Genomic DNA, 21,131 nt, shown 5'->3' on the forward strand with positions numbered 1-21,131 from the left:
CCCGGGTTTATCCCCGGAAATCCGACTGATGCTCCAGGAACCACTGGTAAGTGCTGGCCAGGCCCTGTTCCAAGCTTACCGAATAGCGCCAACCCAGATCAGCGAGACGGCTCACATTCATTAGCTTGCGCGGCGCGCCATCGGGCTTGCTTGCGTCAAAGTTGATGGCGCCTTCAAAACCCACCACTTTCGCCATGGTTTCTGCAAGCTCGCGAATGGTGCAATCCTCACCGGTGCCCACGTTAATGTGGGAAAGCATGGGCTCGGTGCATGAGACATATTGCTCCTTTGGCAAATTCATCACATGCACGCTGGCTGCCGCCATATCATCCACATACAGGAATTCACGCATGGGCTTACCACTGCCCCACACCACGACTTCCTTATCACCAGCAAGTTTAGCCTCATGGAAGCGGCGCATCAGCGCGGGAATCACATGAGAATTCTGCGGGTGAAAGTTGTCATTTTCACCGTACAGATTGGTCGGCATGACGCTGCGGTAATCCCGCCCGTACTGGCGATTGTATGACTCACACAACTTGATACCGGCAATCTTGGCGATGGCATAGGGCTCGTTGGTGGGCTCCAGTGTGCCAGTCAGCAGTGCCGATTCACTCATGGGCTGTTCCGCAAGCTTCGGATAGATGCAGGATGAGCCCAGGAACAACAACTCCTGCACACCCGCCGCGTGCGCCGCCTGAATGATGTTGCACTCGATCATCAGGTTTTCATAAATGAACTCGGCCGGGTAGGTATTGTTCGCAACAATGCCACCCACCTTTGCCGCGGCGAGGTACACCTGATCAATATTTTTTTGGGCAAAAAAGTCTGCAACGGCTTGCTGACTTACCAGATCCAGCTCTGCGCGGGTGCGCATCACCAGCTCAATCGCCGGGTTATTCTCCAGCTGACGTACAATCGCCGAGCCAACCATCCCGCGGTGGCCGGCAACGAATACTCTTTTCTTCACGGTCATGACGTAGGTTACTCCGTCGCAACGTTGACGTCGAAGCCGTGCTCCTTGAGCAGCGCATGACGTTTGGCCTGGTCGAGATCGTACTCAACCATCTCGGAGCACATTTCTTCCACGGTGATTTCCGGTACCCAACCCAGTTTTTCTTTGGCCTTGGCAGGGTCACCCAGCAGGGTCTCTACCTCAGCCGGGCGGAAATAGCGCGGGTCAACCTTCACGATCACATCGCCCACATCAACTGCCGGCGCTTTGTCACCCTCAACCGCTACAACCGTGCCGATCTCAGACTCGCCCTTACCGGTAAACGCAAGCTTGATACCAAGCTCTGCAGCACTCATACGGATGAACTCACGCACGGAGATTTGCTTGCCGGTAGCAATCACAAAGTCTTCGGCCTGCTCTTGCTGCAGCATCATCCACTGCATGCGCACGTAGTCTTTAGCGTGGCCCCAGTCGCGCAGCGCGTCCATGTTGCCCATAAACAGGCACTGCTCCAGGCCCTGGGCTATATTGGAAAGCCCGCGGGTAATCTTGCGGGTAACAAAGGTTTCACCGCGGCGGGGGGATTCGTGGTTAAACAGAATACCGTTACACGCATACATACCGTAAGACTCACGGTAGTTCACAGTAATCCAGTAGGCGTACATTTTCGCCACGGCGTAGGGCGAACGCGGGTGGAATGGGGTGGTTTCCTTCTGCGGAATTTCCTGCACCAGGCCATAAAGCTCCGAGGTAGAGGCTTGATAGAAGCGAGTCTTCTTTTCCAGGCCCAGGAAGCGGATCGCCTCCAGCAAACGCAGGGTGCCCATGGCATCCACATCTGCGGTGTATTCCGGAGACTCGAAAGAAACGGCAACGTGGCTCTGGGCACCCAGGTTATACACTTCGTCTGGCTGCACCTCACGCAGGATACGCGTTAGATTAGAGGTGTCGGACAGATCCCCGTAATGCAGCTTGAGGCGTGGGTTACGCTCGTGCGGATCCTGATAAATATGATCAATACGGTCGGTATTGAAAGAAGACGCGCGGCGCTTGATGCCATGGACTTCGTAACCCTTTTCCAGCAGGAATTCGGCCAAATAAGAACCGTCCTGCCCCGTAATCCCGGTAATGAGTGCTACTTTACCATTCGCTGCAATCGAATTAGCATTCATTGCTACATACCTTACTTTGCTTAGACTCCACCAGCTCCTGCAAATCCGCAACGAACCGATTAATGATTTTGTCTTTATTTAAAAATTCACACGCGTAGTTACGCGCAACCATATTCGGCCGGGTAGTATCTCTGGCAAGACACCGCTCCAACCCCCCAATAAACGCTTTTGTATTTTCTGGATCGACCAACTCGTAGATACCCGGATGGCGATCAGCGATCTTACCAAGTTCTGTAGATTTTTCAGCAGTTACTAACGCATGACCGCCAGCGGAGAGGATATTGGTCAACTTCGATGGCAGTACCGCATCCGCCGCGCCTACTTTTTGTACAACCAGGTGTACATCTGCCATTGCCAAGACCTTGGGAACATCCTCCCAAGGCTGCAGGGGCTTAAACGCAACGTTGTTCAATCCTTGACCAACAGCCATCCTCTGCAACTGTTCAGAAAACGCACCGGCACCAATCAGCAAAAACTTTACCCGTGGGCGATCGGCAAACGCTTGCGCTGCTTCGAGCACAATCTCCAGGCCTTGCTTCTCACCGATATTGCCTGAATAGAGAACAACCTTGTCTTTATCGGTATAGCCCCAGGCGCGACGAATGTCCGCCCCGTCTACATCAGGTGCGACAAACTCAGTATCACTCCAGTTCGGAAAGAGACGTAAACGCTCCGGGACAACCCCCTTTTGCGCTGCACGCTCCACCATACTGTTCGAGATAGAAGAGACCATATCAAAACGACGTAAGAGCCAAGATTCTACCGAACCCACAAGCTTTCTGAATAACCCAGGGTTATCCTGGCCCGCAGCATTTGAACCAGCTCGCAGCAAGCCAAACATGGCATCCACTTCATAGTCCTGAATATGCAAAACAGCCTTTGCCCCAGTCAAACGGGCATAAAGTAGTGCCATCGGTGCACAAAAAAGTGAAGGCTGCAACAATATAAGCACATCAGGCTTTAACTTTAGTAGTGTCGATAGTCTTAGTGCAGAAGAGACTGAAAAACTAAGAAGGTGCAGGAGTCGCTTGATAGTAGTGACTTCTGTCGGGACGTAAAGAGGGCAACGATATACAAAAAAATTACCGGAAGTCTCCACTGTCCACCAATTTGAAAAGCCACTGCGCCTATTCCACTCTGGATAATATGGAGGCGCTGTAATTACTGAAACCGCTGAGTACCCTTGAGAAAGATAATTTACTAGCTCACCATTATATTTTCCAATCCCTGTCATCTCCGGACTAAAATTTAGGCTATAAAGAAGCGTTTTCATGATGCCCTCCGACTGATCGCAGTGCACACTCAAAACCATAGAGCTGGAGTTCTAAACATAAACTATGCCTTGCAAATTCATAAGCAGCTTTCTCGACGCCTAGCTTAATGTTTGAATTGCCCACCAAGTACTCGATCATTTCAGCGATAGAATTAGCATTTTGCTCGACCACAAATCCATTCTTCCGATTCACAATGTAACTGAATTCAGGCGAATGAAGATCACTCTGAGTAGTTATATATACTGTTTTGCAGGCAAATGAATGAACAACAGCAAGCCCGGTCATCCCAGGCATGACAGAAAAATCTGATGACTTCAATACATTTGTGGCGTACTGTTCTGACTTCTGACCAAGAAAAATAAAGTCGCTGTCTCCATCAGCAATTTCTAACAACCTTTTTCTCTCGTCACCATCCCCAACGAAAACAACTTTGGAATTAAGCCCCCTCTCTCTGAGAATTCTCACTGCACGAATGAGCAAATCAGGCCGTTTTTGTCTCGAAAGCCTCCCAACATATGAAATCAATAGGGTCCCAGATTTTAGACCCAAGGAATACCTAAACGCCTCACGATCTACTTTTTGATTAATAATACTATCGACGTCCAATGTATTTGAGGCAACAAATATTTTTTTTTCGTCCAAACCATAATCAGAAACAAGTGTTTTTTTTATTTCCTCTGTATAAACTATTGAAAACGATGTCACTTTATATAGAAAACCGCGGAGCCATTCCAGAACTCCGGAAACACCAGAAAAACGCCTTTGATAATTGACCCCCATTCCATACATTCCAACTTTAACCCCAAAAACCCAAGACCAAAAAATTATTTTATAATTGAGGAAAAATGGAACGCTTATGGGGATTATGATCAAATCATATGACTTTATTTTCGCGATCGAAAACCCACGCTGAAACAAGAAATCAACACCAAAAACTTTAAAAAAATAGTTCTTGAGTCGACCTTTGGCAAAAGACAAGTCCTTAGCATTAGGGGCGACCGAGGTATTATTCTTGTCCCCAATATAGAAGTCCACACCATAAATATCGGCAAGCTTTTTAAACAAGCTAAGCTTATAAGTAGGGCACACCACCTGCACACATGCAATTCTCATATTAAAAAATAAAACCTATTAAAGCCTGATCAGAAAATCTTGAAGCTTAGGAATAACCAAAAAACTCATAATCCCTAGAAAACGCCTGCTTAAATTCGTAAAGCGTCTCAGGGCTAACCTCCACCCTATTTCCAAAGCCTGCTAAGTTCTTATGCGGAAGAGATGCGTTAATATTTATTCGAGCGCAGAGCCTTCGAAATTCTGAATCAATCTCTTCAAAACGGTAGATATCATTGACTAAAACATCGCCATTGTTGTCGGAAATCAAGTCTATCATCAAATGTCGATCTTCATTGATACGCCATTTAAGATACTCTTCAAAGGACTTGCCCTCTACGATATTGTGCTGATGATGCCTACGATTTTTTCGCATGAAAAAATAAAGTGATTTTTGCCAATCCAGTGGATGCCTAACAAAAGAAAAGCGATAGTAACTATAAAATAGGTCTCCCATGTAATCACGAACATCTCGCAAATTGGGATGAAAGTTGTTTATTGGTGCCGACGGAAGCTTTACCCCAAAAATTGAAGTGGCATAATTTAAGTTTTGTAGGGCAACCTGCCTAAAAGAGCAATAAGGCCGTAATACTTCACGAATACTCGTCCCTGCAACCTTATATACATGGAAGAATAGAAAATTCTTTTCTTTCGAAATTAACATCTTCTAACACCTGAAAAATCGAATATATTAATATAATTAGGATAAAACTGTAGAGTTAGACATACTGAACTTAGACTTTTTATAATTCGCAACAAGATAAGCCAGACCGAACCAAAAAAAACGTAAAAATTCCGACGTCATAGAAATTTGAGCATTAAGAAAGCTAAAAATAACCGCCGCAGATATAAGTGCTAAAACCGGGTCACAAACTATTTTCTTCAAATTTACAATAACGAGAAAGGCTCTAAAATAAACAAAGCCGGCAATTGCCAATCCATACAGACCAAACCTGATAAACAGATCGAGTAGTAAGTTATGAGGATATGGCCCCTGGTAACCTGGATAACCCCAAAACATGAAATCCCAGAAATACTGAAAATAGTGAGAAACTATCATACCTCGCGCAGTTGTCGACTGATCATCTCCACCTGAAAGACGAAAAAATCGATCCATGAGATTTAGGAACTGCTCCCTAATCAAGTCATTTTGTACAATTAACAAGCTCAGTAAAGCTAAAGTAATAAAGGCAACAATAAAATAGACCAATAGGTTTCCGTGATTCCTGCGGTTACAGTACCCGTGCACTCCCAATATCAAAACCGCTGTAACAAAATAGGCTAAAAGTCCCCCTCTACTAGCACTAATAATCACAGCAGGTAATACAGACATGGCAGCTAAAAGATGAAGCGCTTTGGAAAATAGCCCTGCTCGCGTAATCGCCTGACTAAGACAGATTGCCCCTAATAGACACATACTGAATGATAGGCCAACGGATGAAATATCATCACCCGCGGTAATCCTACCTCTTGCAAAATACGCAACACTATTTAATGATTTAAAGTAAATTAATCCTGCCAGCAAGACAGAAATAGGAATAACTATATTGTATATAAATTCCGATGATTTTGTTTTTTCGAATCTCACTCTACCAAGCATGTATCCCGTCGCGATTAGGGCATAACATATGAAACGGAAAATGATCATCACACCTGATTGTTGGTCAGGCTGCCGCAGAGCGATAATAATTTCCAGGGGAAAAAACAAAAGCACAAAAATTATTAGACTTCGAGCCATTTCTTTGGTTAAACCCAGCTTCAACACGACAAAAAAAATGCCAAGCCCTATCGAAAGAGCACCAAAGCCTAGAAAAAGGTACTTCCCGTGCACCCCATGTGCAGCCTCTACCAATACACTTAATTGCATTAGCACTAAGCCCAGCACTACCAAAGATCGCACATCGAAATTAATTATTAGCTTACGCGTCTTTAGCACTGTAGGCTCCGCTCAGCTTCAATCTGTATATAGATATAGCTAAAAGTGAGAATAGCTCGTAAAAAATCAGTGATTTGGCGATCATTACCAGTGTAAGGTTTTCAAAGGTGAATACACTAAAGAACACCCCAGTCAATCCGGAAAATCTTGCAACTAAAGGAATCACATGCTTCTCAGTAGAAATCAATATAGAATTGAGGATGTCATTTAAAGCCCCTAACAGCGAGGCCAAACAAAGCAGAACGGCCAGGTAAGCATTAAATCTGACGCCTTCGACAATTAAACCATCCAAGAAATATGAAACAAGCAAAACTAAAACGAACGTGCCCACTGATAACGCCAAAAAGGCTTTTAAAACATTTTGCGAGAGATTTGAGTGCTGTTCACTACCGTCAGCCCGCAACAGTTCTGGCCACAATATACGGGATACAGTTTGTGAAGCCTGAAAGATAAGTCGCCCAAACAGCCGATTGATAGAAAACTGAACAACTGCCATCGGAGTCATAAATGTGGACACTGAAGCCATCGTGACAAGATTGTAAGCCGCTGGATATAAAGGATACAAAAAATATCCGATAGTCATCAAAAACCCTTGGCCACGATTTTTATAAGAATCCGATTCAGTACCCGGAATCATTTTTTGTAGAAGAGAGAGCTCATTCAATAAAATGAAGTTAATATAAAGGGCTGTCGCCAACCTAAGTAGCGTAATTACTATTAGGCACCCCATGATCCCATACCCGAGCACTGGAAGCGCTATTAATGCAGCGACTTCAATAAGCTTTGCTAAATTTACCAGCATTTGACCATAATAAACCTCACCTAGTCCTCTCAAGCCATAAACCCCAAGTTGGGACTGATAGTAAATAGAAGAATATAATGCCACCAAAATTAGCTCAGAAAGATGCTCCGCTGGTACCACTCCAAATAAATCAACACCCTGCCTAGTTAAAGCATATATCAACATTAAATTGGCTGTGAAAACAAATACTGCCCAAACAAAAAGTTTCTTTTGATAATTTTGATAAAGACACTTTGAAGCTTCGGAGCTCTCCCCACCCTTTACAAACCCAGATAGTAAATATGAAAGTCTACCCGCACGGCCACCTTCTGCGGACATCAATAAAAACATCCAGGCCCGCAAAATAATCCACGTCGCTGCAACTTCCGCCCCCCAGAAAACTAGCGGTAAAAAAGTCATCACTACGCGATCAATTAGCATCAAGGCACTTGTTAGCACTGAGGCACCAAGGGAACGATAAAACTTTGCCACGTTCATTAACCTGAAAAAACTTCCGCCAATTGCTTTTTAAGAAAAGAAGATTTTTCGACAATTAGATTATATTTTTCAACGTCCCATTTAGCTCGAACTTGAGACAGATTAATCTCATTTACATCACTCCAATTGAAAACGTTCCCTTCCAAATCAAGCTTATGAAAACAACCTTCAATTTTTGAGTCATCTTCGCCCACAACTGCAATTGGTATCGCACCATTTAGAAAAGCCAGCAACAATACATGTAGCCGGTTTGAAATTACGAATTCAGAATTTTGGTATTGTTTAGTAATCGCATCAATTGAATCCAGAGTGCCGTCATATACTAAAATATCTGCACCATTTTTGCAGGCCACTTCACTGTTAATCCGGTCGTCATAAAAAACTTGAGACACAAAATTAACTTCAGGTCCTTGCCGAGTAATTAATGCAGCCAGCTTACTGTATGCAAGCTGTTCACCATTTCTTCTTGGCTTTCTCAGTGAGATCGTTACCACCTCCTTAGCCTGGTGCTCTAGGAATGGCCTTTTAAATAACGAGTGTTGGGGCAAAGCGAAGAAAATGATGGCTAAGTCATCTGAACTTAGATATGAAACCCCCATCCTTCTCATTTCCCTCTCGCTGTTAACATCCCTTATCAACGAGCAATCCACCGATGACAACCTAAACTTATCGATAAGCCAGAAGATTCCATTCGAGTTCTTCTGTGATGAAGGTGCTCGGACTATTCTAATTCCTAAAGATCTAAAAGAATGCAAGGCTAATCCTTGTAACACTCTTCGAATGCCAATTCTCCACGACGTAGTGGCGGGGTAACCGCCGGGCTTCATTACCAGAAACACTAATGATTCACGATTTGTAAACTTCACCCATAGGGAAGAAAACAAACCTAGATAATACGTTAATGTAGTCTTCTTTTTTAACGTCTCGCATGGCAGCGAGCTTAACATGATTTCCAAGTACCATTTTGGAACCCCGGTAGTATCCATGTAAACATCACCATTCGCCATCAACTCTTCAAGCAATGCTCTATTAATTAGTAAATCCCCTAAATTAGGGAACTGTGTTCGCAATGAAATGAAATACTTCTTCATTAAAGGTACCAATTCTTCCGGGACTAAAACATCAAGGCTTAATTACTTTTGTTCTATCTAAGATGTCTATCACCCATTCATTATTTTCTACTATGCTGCTGTATCTGATAACAGGTTTGAATCCGAATCCTGTTTCAGGTAAACGGTTAATAGCCCTCTGTAACACTTACTATCAAAGCGTTTAGTCACTTTGCTCTTTCAGTAAATTTCTCGATACGGGACTACTAAGGAGTCAGCAAACAAGACCCTATTTGGCTACGCGAAGTGAGCACCTAATGTACCTTACTGCATGCTCACAAAAACACGTCTTGTCGGCTCTAGCTAGCACATCAAGGGTGCTCTTCACAGTACTAGCTTACCTTGCATCAGGCGTAAAACAATGTTTACAACAGCATTCCCAATAGAGCTTCCGAAATCACATAACGTGAACCAGCTCACATTTTACCGTAAGCTGCTTGTATTTCATAATGAATATTCCGTTGACGTTTGTTTTAAACTTAGATATCTATGCTTCATTCAAGGTCTTTTTTTGAGCATTACAGCCCTTGAAATCATATAGTCTTAGGTTCAAAAGAGGCTCCGCGCGAGCGTTCGCCAGGGGATTGATTAGCTCTACCTGAAGAGTCGAATATCTGATTCAAGAAATTATCGCTGGTAACCTAAACGAGTGTTCGACACAGCAGAAATTAGGAATGGAGCAGACCAAGAGCCAACTAAACAATTTCTTTCGTTCGCTCAGCATGATGATAAAAATCTATAAAAATAATTAACAACCAAGTCAGACCTGGCTGGGTATGCAGGCTGCAGAGATTAGCTGTTTAGGATTTTAGATAGCAGCACGAATGCATCAGCAAACTGAATTTAGCGCAGCCTCATACACTATGAGATTCAAATTCTACAATAGCTTTTTATCTAACCCCCCTTAGCAACTCTATTTCCTGCAGAGCAAGAAGATGCTTGCCTAAAACGCAAAAATTAACACCTCCTTAGCGTTTAATAAATGGCATTTCTCAACTTGTGAGAAATGCCAAAACCATAATCCAACACCTAGTTACACGCTATCAACTCACTTTAATAGCGTGCCTCCCAATTTAAGTTAGCAAATAGTGCGATGTATGAAGTCATGACTATGCCACCGTCTTCCACCTCAAATGCCCGCCAACTGCCGTCCTGCGTACTGCGCATCAACAAATCAGCATCACCATCTCCATCAAAGTCACCGGCTGCCTGTAACTGCCAAGCCAAACTTGCATAAAGTGGAATATATATTGGGCTATCGACACCGCCGTTGGTCATGGTAAATAAGCGCCAACTACCGGAATCAGCATCTCTCAAAAGAACATCAGAATCACCGTCACCATCAAAATCCCCAGTTGCTTGTAGCTGCCAGTTCGGGGCAGCAAAAAGTGGGATTGAAGCCGTTCTGACAACATTGCCACTTTCAACCTCAAACAACCACCAGCGGCCGTCTACGGAATTTCGCATTAGGACATCAGTATCTCCGTCACCATCAATGTCACCAGCTGCCTTTAAACTCAACTCCAAATTGGCATAGAGCGAGATATAAGACTTGCTTATAACGTTTCCATTCTGGAATTCAAACAGACGCCAAGAACCACTTTCTGAGTGGCGCATCAGTACATCTGCATCACCATCTCCGTCAAAATCTCCGGATGCTTTGAACTCCCACGCCAAATTAGCAAATAGTGAGATATACGAAGTGCTCGTAATGCCGCCATCTTCCAGCTCAAATATACGCCAGCTACCAGCAACCACATCACGCATTAGCACGTCCGAATCGCCATCACCATCAAAATCACCGGCGGCTTGGAACTCCCAGTTCAAATTCGCGTAAAGTGCAATGTATGCCGAGTTAACAACACTTCCATTGTCCAATTCAAACATCCGCCAACTCCCACCCAAGACTTCACGTAAGAAAAGGTCGGAATCACCATCACCATCAAAGTCATTCTTTATGGTCCCGCTTCTTGGTTTAGACGCTGGATTCCACGGGTCAGTACCAGCCTCAAACTCTTCCAGATTGGTCGCTCCGTCGTCATCGGCATCTGCCGCACCGTCGTCAACGGTTGGATCGAGGTTGTTGGCCAGTTCATAGGCATCGCCCATACCGTCACCGTCGGTATCAGCGCTACGCGGGTTGGTACCGGCTTCGGACTCCTCTAGGTTACTGAGTCCATCGTCATCGAGATCTGAAGCACTATCGTCACCGTTTAGATCGAGGGCGTAAGCAATTTCGAAGCTATCTGGCAGTCCATCACCATCGGTGTCGTAGAAGCCATAATCTACGAATCGTTCTGAAGCCGCGATCGGGTCAACCACATTTTCAAGTACTACACCCATCAGCAGTTCGGAGTAACCGTTGCCGATGTATGTGGTCGTCAACAGCTCGCCGTTGGCATCCAACTGGAAGGTGGTGTTAACCAATCCACCAGGTTCGCCCTGCTCAAGCTCGACGGTACCATCAGTATTCACGCGATAGCGACATTGGCTCGGATAGGAAACACTGCTCCACTGCCATGGATTTTGACCGGCATCGATTCCGATGGAGCCCCACAGTGCGTGGCCCTGGAACTTCTCTACCCGTTGCAGGGTACAGCTGCTGTAGCCTTCGCCATCGGTAGTGCCGTTACCATCAAAGTCGATCACCAGACGCGCGATGCGGCCACCGGTAGAGCGGGCGCTTGAACCATCACCATTGCCCCAGTCGAGGAAGCTCAGGTCGCCATTCATCAGAACGGTGCCGTTCAGAGCGGCATTGCTTGCATAAGCAGAGGCATCGCCTTTCTTAACCAGCATGACCATACCGGCACCCGCGCCCCACTCTTCATCGTCCATGTAAACGCTAACCATGCGCTGCTTGGAGGCATCGACTTTCAACTCAACTTCTGAGTTTTCGTCATCCCCCGACAGCTTCAGGTCAACAAATACGCGCCCCTGAATCGGGTCGACGGTGTAGCTACAGGCTTCAAGGCTATCCTGTCCAGACTCGCCAGAAACACCCTGCGATGCGAGGTTCTGGCCATCGAAGTACGCCCAGGCATCTTGGTATTCAAAAGGCGTTACCTGCTGACAGGTACCATCACCATTGAACTGCCAATCACCATTGCCGATGTAGTGCCCTTCAGTGAAGGTGCCATCACGCTCAAACTCTCGGCCCCAGTTACTGATATGCCAAACACCGTTGATGTCTGCCAAAGTCAGGGTATCGGGCTTTTTGATACGGAACGTGGTCCAGGTGTAACGCGCCTGGTCACCTCCTTCGACGAGTTCGGAGTTGAAGATCAATCCGCGGTCACTGGTGGCGACGCCTTCAGAGCCATCGCTGCGAGACCAGAAGTTGCCGTCGAAGTCGATCTGCGACACACAGTCTTCTTCCCCTGCGGGACATCCGGTTGTGCCATAGAAAGTCGACACAAATACACCGTCGGTACCAGTCACATCGATAAAGCGCTCTGCAACCTGATAATCACCTGCAGTATCAGCACGCATGGTTTGAGTACCATTCATGTCGATAAACAGCGGATTGTCACCGAAGGCTGCGAAGCTGCGATAGTTCCAGTCCTGACCATTGTCCTGTGCTGCCCAACTTACGCCAGCACCCCAAATAATCGTGGACTCAACCCCCAAGGAGTAATACATCTCGCCTGCCGGGAAATCGCCAATATCATTGATATCCGTACCGGCCGCCACTTCCTCGTAATTGTTGTAACCATCTGCATCCGGGTCTTGTAACGCATCACCGGCATCTAGCGGGTTCAGGCCCGCATTCTGCTCGAGATTATCGCGCATACCATCGTTATCGGTATCGACTGAGGTGGGCGATGTACCAAGGGTGAACTCGGTTACGTTATCGAGGGTATCGCCATCGTTATCGCCAAATGCATCGCCGCCATCGGTTGGGTTGAGGCCGTTGGCCGCTTCCCACGCATCTGGCAGGCTGTCGTTATCAGCATCGGTAAGACGGTCAAACTGAGACACATAGCCTTGCCAATCGCACAGCCCACCACAGCGGTCAAACGCTTGGCGAATACTTACGTAATGACGATCGTCGTAGCCATCTTCATCCTGGTCCTCACGATCGTGAACGATAAACAATCGCTTGCGGTACATGGTGCAGACTGCCGCACCACCACAGCTGGCTTCATCGAAACGATTACCAGACTCGTCCGCGTAGTATTCGATTACTACACGATTGCCATCGAGGTACCAAGCAAATGGCGAACCGGGGAAGTAACCATCGTTTACATCGTAGTAACCCTGGCTGCCAACGCCGTCAGGCGCAAACTGTAGGCCAAAGCTCGGCACGCCACTGTTAGAAGATTCTGCCACATCAATGAAGGTGCCAATGACATCCTCATGCGTGAGGCTTCCCGTCTGCTCCTGCTCCCACATGGAGTCATTCGCAGCTGCGCGCCCGGCGATACCCGCAGAAGTGTCGTACTCGTGGAATACTACTGTCTTAGTGGCTTTGCCAAACGTCTCTACAAAGTAGAACGTTGTACGAGCATTGCTGTTCTGGTCTTCCAGTATCAAACTGCCGTCGCTATCTACCATCCAGTTGATGTAGATATCGCCATCACCACTAATTTCCGGCATCACTTCAACTTCACCGGAGCCATCGTTATTCAGGCCAATCGCGGTCGACACGAACAGCGTGGTAGGAGCGATGTTGTAGAACTCCGACAACGCGAAACCGGATGCGTAAACCCCTGAGGTAATGGCCGGCGCATCACCAGATACACTACCTCCACCTACCATGTGGGCATCGTACACATCCACAAACGGCTCATCAGCAAGTTGGCCACTGACGTATGAACGATAACCGACTGCAACTACTTTCCAGGTTGGGAACTCACCGTCTTCGGTGCTCAGGAAGAAGTGCAGCTTCTCTACGTGTCGTTCAATTTCGTCGACCGCACCAATCTCGTTCACCCACCAGGAGTCGCGATTAACGTAGTTGCCGTCGCTGGTTGCGGAAACGCTGTTGTTGGCATACTCCCAAGTAAACGCGGAGCTGCCATCGGCGAACGCCATACGACCCAGATCATCTGCGCCAATGCCATCGCCTTCGAGGTCGATTACATAGCCAGACGAGGCATTGAAGTATCCACCTTCGTTGGTCAGCAGGAAGCGACCGGCACCTGGGTTGGCCATCGCAAGCGGCACGGAGCCACCGTCATTCATGTCGGTGCCCACTACGGCTTCGTGCAGGTTGCTGAAGCCATCGCTGTCGTTATCGCCATCGGCATCGGTCGCGTCTTGCGGGTTGAGGCCGTTGTCAATTTCAAATTGATCAGTCAGACCGTCGTTATCATCGTCGAGATCTTCTTCATCGATAATGCCATCGTTATCGAAGTCTGACGGCGGCACGATTTTCTGGAAGATACTGACGTAGCCGCTCCAGAAGTTGTTTTCAAAAGTTCCATCAAACTCGTTATCGAACACCTGGAAGTTACTGAAGTAGGTCTCTTCACCGGCAATATCATGGATGGTGAACTGTCGCTCACGCCATACCACACAATTACCACCGCTACCGCCGCAGGTCGATTCAGTGGCAAATATATTGCTATCGGTGTCATACCAGACTCGTGCTACAACGGTTTCACCCTGGAGTGTCCAGCCATAGGTTGCATAAGGCGATCCGGAACGTACCCAATTGCCAGTATCCCTTGACAGGTGGTAGGCCAAACCATCATCGGCAAACTCCAGACCAAAATAGGGCTCACCAGTTACGTCTTCACGTCCGTCGTATACATACTGGCCGACGATATCTTGCTCGGTAAGGCCGAGATCCATGTGGTTATGGAATAAGGTGCCAGCTGCATAGCGCTCACCGTTCACAAAGTAGACCGCGAGAGCGCTACGGGAATTACCCATGGCCTCCGTGAAACGGTATTCGGTAGTTGCGCCATTACCATAGTCAACCGTAATTACGCCGTTACCGTCGACACTCCAATCCAAATCAGTTCGACCATTCAAGCTATCAGCACTGCTTGCAGCAGATGCGCTGAGAGTCAACTTCGTCGGACCTAGCTTGAATGCTGGATTCACGGTACCGCTTGTATCCAGAGTGGAGGTAGCATACTCACCTGCGCCTACACCCGGGTTATAAAGTTCCGCCGTGGAGATCACCGTGTAATCCCACTCACTGGAGTAGCCTTCATCTGGCAGCTCGCCATTGGGGTAATGTGCTCGTCCAACAATCACCTGTTTCCAGGTGGTGTGGCCATCCCCCTTATCCACAGCAAAAAAGTACGCAGTATCAAGATAAGTCTGCACCTGTGCATTTGCTTGTAATGCGTTGTTCCAGGCAGTCACGTCGGAAGTCAAGAAACTACCCAGGTCAACTTCCAGGTGTGTCCCGTGGTAAACCCAATTACCAAAAATATCCGTAGCGCGCGCACTCAGGCGACTGGTTCCGTCAAGTTCCAAGTTAAGCAGTCCGCCCGGGTTGGCATTCAAGAATCCGCCATAGTTGGTGAACATGAATTCACCAGTGCCGGGGTCAAGCAATGCCGAGGGCGTGCTACCCGCATCAAAGGGATCGCTGCCCAGTTTGATCTCGTGTATATCGAGGAAGCCGTCGCTATCCTGGTCAGCACCCAGGTTGGAATTCAGCGGATCGAGGCCTGCGTTCCACTCGTCACTATCACTAAGGCCATCCGCATCGGTGTCGGCAGCATTCGGGTTGGTACCCGCTGCGTATTCGTCAATGGTCAACAGGCCATCATTATCATTATCGAACCAGGCATCATCAGCGGTGAATGGATCCAAGCCATTGGCGATTTCCCATTCATCCGGGATGCCGTCGCCATCACTGTCCTGAACCTGCGCATTTTTCTGGAAGATGCTGACGTAGCCACTCCAGAAGTTGTTATCGAAAGTGCCATCCAGTTCGTAATCAAATACCTGATAGGTGGTGAAATAGACTTCGTCCCCGGCAATGTCGTTGATGGTGAATTGACGTTCACGCCAGAGAACACAAGTTACGCCGGTGCCACCACAGGAAGCATCGCTAAAGATCTGCCAGTTGTCGGTGTCATACCAGGCCTGCGCGACGATGGTGTCGCCCTGCAGGCTCCAGGAATATGACCAGTCATAGCGATTCCATTGGCTACCGTCCCAATACAGGTGGTAAGCCTGGCCATCGTCAGCAAACTCCAGACCAAAATTGGGCTGGCCGTAGTAGTCGTCGCGACCATCGGACACATAAAGTCCAACGAGATCCTGCTCGGTAAGGCCAAGGTTTGCATGGTTATGGAACAGCACGCTGGAAGCGAAGCGTTGCCCATCTACGTGGTAAACAGCCAGCGCGCTGCGGGAATTGCCCATTGGCTCGATAAAGCGATATTCGGCGGTATTCCCATTGCCGTAGTCGAGACTCAGTGTACCGTTGCCGTCGAAACTCCAACCCAGGTCGGTGCGGCCGTTCAGGCTGTCGCTACTGCTTGCAGGGTCAGCACTCAGGCTGAGTCTGGAAGGGCCAAACGGGAAGTTAGGGTCAACCGCACCGCTGGTGTCGAATACACGAGTGGCGTACTCGCCTGCGGTAATACCCGGGTCGTAGAGGTTGGCGGCGGTCAGGACATTGCGGTCCACTTCGGAGGAATATCCCGCATCTGCAAGCTCACCATTCGGGTAGTGCAGGCGGCCTACAACAACTTCTTTCCAGGTGGTATTGCCATCACCCTGGTCAAATGCGAAGTAGTAGACAGTGTCGTAAATGGTCTGCTCTTGAATGTGCGTTTGCAGCGCGTTATTCCAAACCTCGTTTTCAAAGGCAAGGTACCCACCCAGATCCAGCTCAAGGTGCGTTCCGGTGTAGGTCCAAGTGCCTGAGATATCAGTACTGCGCGCGCTCAATCGGCTTACGCCATCAACCTCAAGATTGAGAAGGCCACCAACACTACCGTTAAAGTAACGGCCAAGGTTGGCGAACATAAACTCGCCGGTACCCGGATCAGCCAGAGCAGCGGGCATGCTGCCGTCGTAGTATGGATCAGTACCTACTTTGACCTCGTGGATATCCAGGTAGCCGTCGTTGTCCTGGTCCGCGCCGAGGTTGGAATTGAGCGGGTCGAGGCCGTTGTGCCACTCTTCGCCGTCACTCAGGCCATCGGCATCGGTATCAGCCACATCGATATTGGTGCCGATTGCGTACTCGGTCCAGTTGTCAGCACCGTCGCCATCGCGGTCTTCAGACGCATCGTTCGCATTGTACGGATCCAGGCCGTTCGCGACTTCCCAATCATCGGGGATAGCATCTCCATCACTGTCCTGCTCCCCGCGATTGAACTGACCTACATAGCCCTGCCAATCGCAAATCTCGCCGTCACAGTAATATCCGAAGCCCTGGCGGATGGTGATATAGAAACGATCATTTTCGCCATCACCACTGGTGTCTTCCGCGTCATTGAAGACAACTCGACGCTGACGGTATTCGATGCACTCTGCAGCACCCTGACAGTCGGACTCTGCGTAATAGGTCCAGTTTTCATCACGGAAGTAATGCGCGATGACAGTGTTGCCATCGATTTCCCAACCGAATGGCGCACTCTGATTCCACTGCCCGTTGGAGTGGAATTCCTGATGGCCGGTACCATCTTCATTGAATACCAGTGCGAAGGTTGAGCTACCGGATGGATCACCTTCCGGGGCATTTTGCAGGCGGCCGACTACGTCAGACGCATCGAGCGCATTGATGACAACTTCTTGCCACATGGATTGCCTTGCACTGGCAGAGCCGGTAAGCCCGGGCGCAGCACTATCGAATTCATGTATGACAACGGTCTTGATGCCTTTACCGAAGGATTCGATAAAGTAGGTAGTGGAGCGTGCGCTATCACCGGCGTAATCCGCCACCAGCGTACCATCGCCCTCAGTGGCCCAGGTCACTGGCTGATTGCCGCTTCCACCCACTTCGGCTGGAATCACAAAGTGGCCCGTGTTATCGCCATTGAGCACGAGATCAGCTGGGTAGGTTACCCAGTTCGGATCCAGTGCAAAGCTGGTGCCCAGACCCACACGTGTAGTAAAGGTGCCGGCCGAAATGGATGGCGCGGTGAGCGAGCCAGTTCCCATCACCTGGTGCTCGTAGACATAGGTGAAATTCTTGTCTTCGAGTGACTCGTTCGGATAAACCTGACGACCTGAAATCACCAGCTTCCATACCGGGTTTGGACCGGACTGCACTTCGAAGATGGAAATATTGTCGACCCATTCTTCTACTTCGGTGCCATAGCCCAGCTCTGCGACAAACCAGTCATCGCGATTTACGTAAGAACCGCTATTTACACCGCTAATCGCGTTATTTGCGAAGCTCCAGGTGAAGTGCGCACTACCGTTATGTTTCGCAAAACGCCCTTCGTCGTCATTGCCAATGCCGTCACCGGCCAGGTCTAGCACATACGCGTTGGAGGCAAAGTTACCGAGATTACCCAGCAGGTAACGGCCTTCACCGGGGTTGTTCATTACAGCCGGCAGGGAGAACTCATCACCTCGGTCAGTGCCAACCATGGTTTCGTGCAGGTTGCTGAAACCATCGTTGTCGTCATCTTCATAGGCGTCGCCGGCGTAGTTCGGATCGAAGCCATTTTGGATTTCAAATTCGTCAGTTAAGCCATCGCCATCGGTATCAATATCTGGATCGATAACCGTGATGCTGGTGGTAAATGAGGTATTGAAACCCATTGCGGCAAGCGCCGGGCCACGGATATCAAAGAATCCATTGGCATGGTCAAACTCGACCCAAAGATCCCACTCGCCCAAACTCGCCCAGTCGGGGATATGCAGGTTGCCCTCGGTTGCGTTTCCATCCAGCCAGGCCCAATGTGCCTCGGTGTCCTTCGGCATAAAATGAATGGAGACACCGCTGCTATAGATGTTGTCCTGATCTGCAGTACTGAAGGTTACCGCTGTATCCACGCCACCATTGGTGAGGTCGACGGCAGAGGGATCGATACTCAGCGAAGTGATTTCGGGACGCCCCCAGTCGGCGCTGTACCAGCCACTAGGGCTGATCAAACCGAGATCACCCTCCGGGATAGCATTACCCCAGAGATCAACACCCGTCACATTGTCGAAACCTACCAGTGGGGAAATATCGGTAATGGCATTATGCGCCATCGAGATGGTATGCAGTTGCGGCAATCCGGAAATATCCGGAATGAATGTAATCGCGTTCTCACCTGCATCGATCCACTGCAACGCACTCATGGAGGAGATTGCACTGATATCGGTGAGGTGGTTGCGGTTAATGTTAAGCCCACGTATTGGCAGGCCCGCCAAAGGCTCAATACTGGAAACATCCGCATTCGCGAAATAAAGCTCGTGCAGATTGCTTAGCTGAGCGAGCGGGCTGAGGTCAGAGAAGGTACTGCGGTTTGGATCGAACTGATCCCAATTGGTATTCAGATCCAGGTAGTTGAGCATATACAGCTGCTCGATACCCGAGAGATCATCAATTCGCTCCGGGCACCAAAGACCGTACATTTCATGGACATAAGAAACACTATTACCGCTTGCTTCATTTTGCACGCAGGCAGTGAGGTCCGGGTCGGCAAAAGAGAGGCTGTAAATATCGACTGGGCCGGGATTTGAGTTAGTTACAGTGAACTCAACCTGCATACCCAATGTTTCAAGCTGGTTTTCATCGATATGTTTATAGTTACCAGCGTAGTCACTTGCGGAGACGTACTCCAGTATCCATTTGCCAGCGGCATCGATCGTATTGAATATCAGCTTACCTTGAGAGATTCCCGAGGGAAGCGAGACATACTTGGTATCTGAGGCATGGCTTTCATGACGTAGTGTGAGTTCGATATGTTGTATGCCGGTACCATCACCGTCATTAAAGTTGACGTCGAAATCGACCGCAACGTAGCCGTTACTAGCCTCATCAATGTTTACGTCCAACTGCGTAAAGCTAATGCCCTCAAAAACTGGAGCAGTTTGATCTCCGGGGCCAGTTCCGTTCACGGTAAGCGAGGTATCCGCGAACCCCATTGCCTGCAGATGCGCTGGGCTTACTTCGAAACAGTAATAATCCTCACCCATGGGCCCACATGCCTGTGCATAGAGGTCCCATTCACCGCGCTCAGCAGCGAAATTTATCCAAATTTCCCCGTTCGGAGAAGCATTCCAGCTGTCGCAATACCAGTTTTGTGTATTACGGCTAGGACTGCTGAGGTAAAGACAGGTTTCTTCTCGTTCAAACGCAACATCCAGAACGGTAGAACTGACGGTTACGTCAATCCGCTGATCTCCTTCGTCAAGATTGACCTGGTCGTTGGGAATAAAGGAAGCCTGATCGATCACAAACGGTAGTGGTGCTCCATGGATATTGACCCCTGCCGCCTGCAGTGCAAGATACTCAGGACCACCTTCTGTGAACAGGTTATTTTCCAGGTGTACATCTGTCAGCGTGGTGATTTCTGCCAGTTTCAACAGATCATCATCCTGCAGCGCATTGCCGTTTAGCATCAGGTAGGTAAGCTGCGGGAAGGCTGCACCGAGGTCGGAATAGCCCGCAGCTACCGCGTCTGGCAGATCTTTGATCCGCGCGCCAGCAGCCTCAATACTGGAAATTTCCTTTCCGAGCAGGGGCGTTAAATCCGAGACTTGTGTAAAAAAGAGTCCAAGGTATTGCAGTGGAGCACCTTCGAGCGGGCTCAAATCAGACACGGGGTTATCGGTTAGACTCAATATCCGCAGCGAAGTGGCGCTGCCCAAGGGTGACAGGTCGCCAATATCATTGCTTGAGAGATACAGCGTCTCCAAGTTCGCGAAAAAGGTATAAGACGAAACTGTGTCGAGATCGTCATTCCCCAGGCCAACTCTCTGTAGGCCGAGCCCTCTCAGGTTATCAAGGGCTGCAATTACCGAGTAATCAAATCCACTTACATCCGCAACGTACAAGTCTGTGAGCGAGCTCAGATTGGCAAGCTCTGCATAATTTGTCAGCTCGCTTCCGTGAATCCAGAGCTCCTGCAGGGCAGTAAGCTGCGAAAGACCAGTAACATCAGTAATGCCACGATAGCTACAATCTAGAGATGTAGCATCCACAATATTAGACCAGCCATACTCGACGGCACGCTCATCTACGCATGCTTCAAGGTTTGCATCGGCAAAAGTGAGGTCTTCAATTTCCGTCGACAGGGCAACCGGGCTGACGAATAAGGAAAAGAAAGCCAGAGGGCTTAACAATTTCTTGAAGCGATTCATGATGTTTTTTTGCTTTGATTTCACGGTGTTCGCGCGCTCTTTATCCATGACAGGAACCTCGTAATTTCCCG

The 21,131-nt window shown here is 48.5% G+C and carries 9 protein-coding genes; all 9 read right to left on the reverse strand.

Annotated elements, in window-relative coordinates; all coding sequences use genetic code 11:
• Window positions 1–7 precede the first annotated feature (7 nt).
• Window positions 8–976 carry a GDP-L-fucose synthase gene (fcl, locus tag AS89_RS0115320; RefSeq protein WP_010133601.1) on the reverse strand — a complete coding sequence of 323 codons (969 nt, stop codon included), beginning with the start codon at window positions 974–976 and terminating at the stop codon, window positions 8–10.
• Between the two features lie 8 nt (window positions 977–984).
• Window positions 985–2,127, reverse strand: a complete 1,143-nt coding sequence (gene gmd, locus AS89_RS0115325) for a GDP-mannose 4,6-dehydratase (RefSeq protein WP_010133602.1) — start codon at window positions 2,125–2,127, stop codon at window positions 985–987.
• Window positions 2,117–3,400, reverse strand: coding sequence for a WcaI family glycosyltransferase (locus AS89_RS0115330; RefSeq protein ID WP_029250082.1), 1,284 nt, complete (start codon window positions 3,398–3,400; stop codon window positions 2,117–2,119). Before AS89_RS0115330 ends, gmd begins: the two co-directional genes overlap by 11 nt.
• Window positions 3,381–4,514 (reverse strand): glycosyltransferase family 4 protein, encoded by a 1,134-nt coding sequence (locus AS89_RS0115335; protein ID WP_033230645.1) that lies wholly within the window; start codon window positions 4,512–4,514, stop codon window positions 3,381–3,383. Before AS89_RS0115335 ends, AS89_RS0115330 begins: the two co-directional genes overlap by 20 nt.
• Window positions 4,515–4,560: 46 nt before the next feature.
• Window positions 4,561–5,175, reverse strand: a complete 615-nt coding sequence (locus AS89_RS17870) for a sulfotransferase family 2 domain-containing protein (protein WP_033230646.1) — start codon at window positions 5,173–5,175, stop codon at window positions 4,561–4,563.
• 36 nt (window positions 5,176–5,211) lie between these two features.
• A complete protein-coding gene (locus AS89_RS0115345) occupies window positions 5,212–6,447 on the reverse strand; it encodes an O-antigen ligase family protein (RefSeq protein WP_010133606.1) in 1,236 nt (411 codons plus the stop codon).
• Entirely contained in the window at window positions 6,431–7,720 is a 1,290-nt protein-coding gene (locus AS89_RS0115350) for a hypothetical protein (RefSeq protein WP_138976422.1), read from the reverse strand. The genes AS89_RS0115345 and AS89_RS0115350 overlap by 17 nt, the downstream gene beginning before the upstream one ends.
• Window positions 7,721–7,725: 5 nt before the next feature.
• The gene (locus AS89_RS0115355; RefSeq protein ID WP_010133608.1) at window positions 7,726–8,817 is read right to left on the reverse strand and encodes a polysaccharide pyruvyl transferase family protein; all 1,092 of its coding nucleotides are present in this window, start codon (window positions 8,815–8,817) and stop codon (window positions 7,726–7,728) included.
• 1,071 nt (window positions 8,818–9,888) lie between these two features.
• Window positions 9,889–21,108, reverse strand: coding sequence for a leucine-rich repeat domain-containing protein (locus AS89_RS0115360; RefSeq protein ID WP_010133609.1), 11,220 nt, complete (start codon window positions 21,106–21,108; stop codon window positions 9,889–9,891).
• Between the last annotated feature and the right edge of the window lie 23 nt (window positions 21,109–21,131).

Source organism: Microbulbifer agarilyticus S89 (genome assembly GCF_000220505.1).
GTDB classification, from domain to species: domain Bacteria; phylum Pseudomonadota; class Gammaproteobacteria; order Pseudomonadales; family Cellvibrionaceae; genus Microbulbifer; species Microbulbifer agarilyticus_B.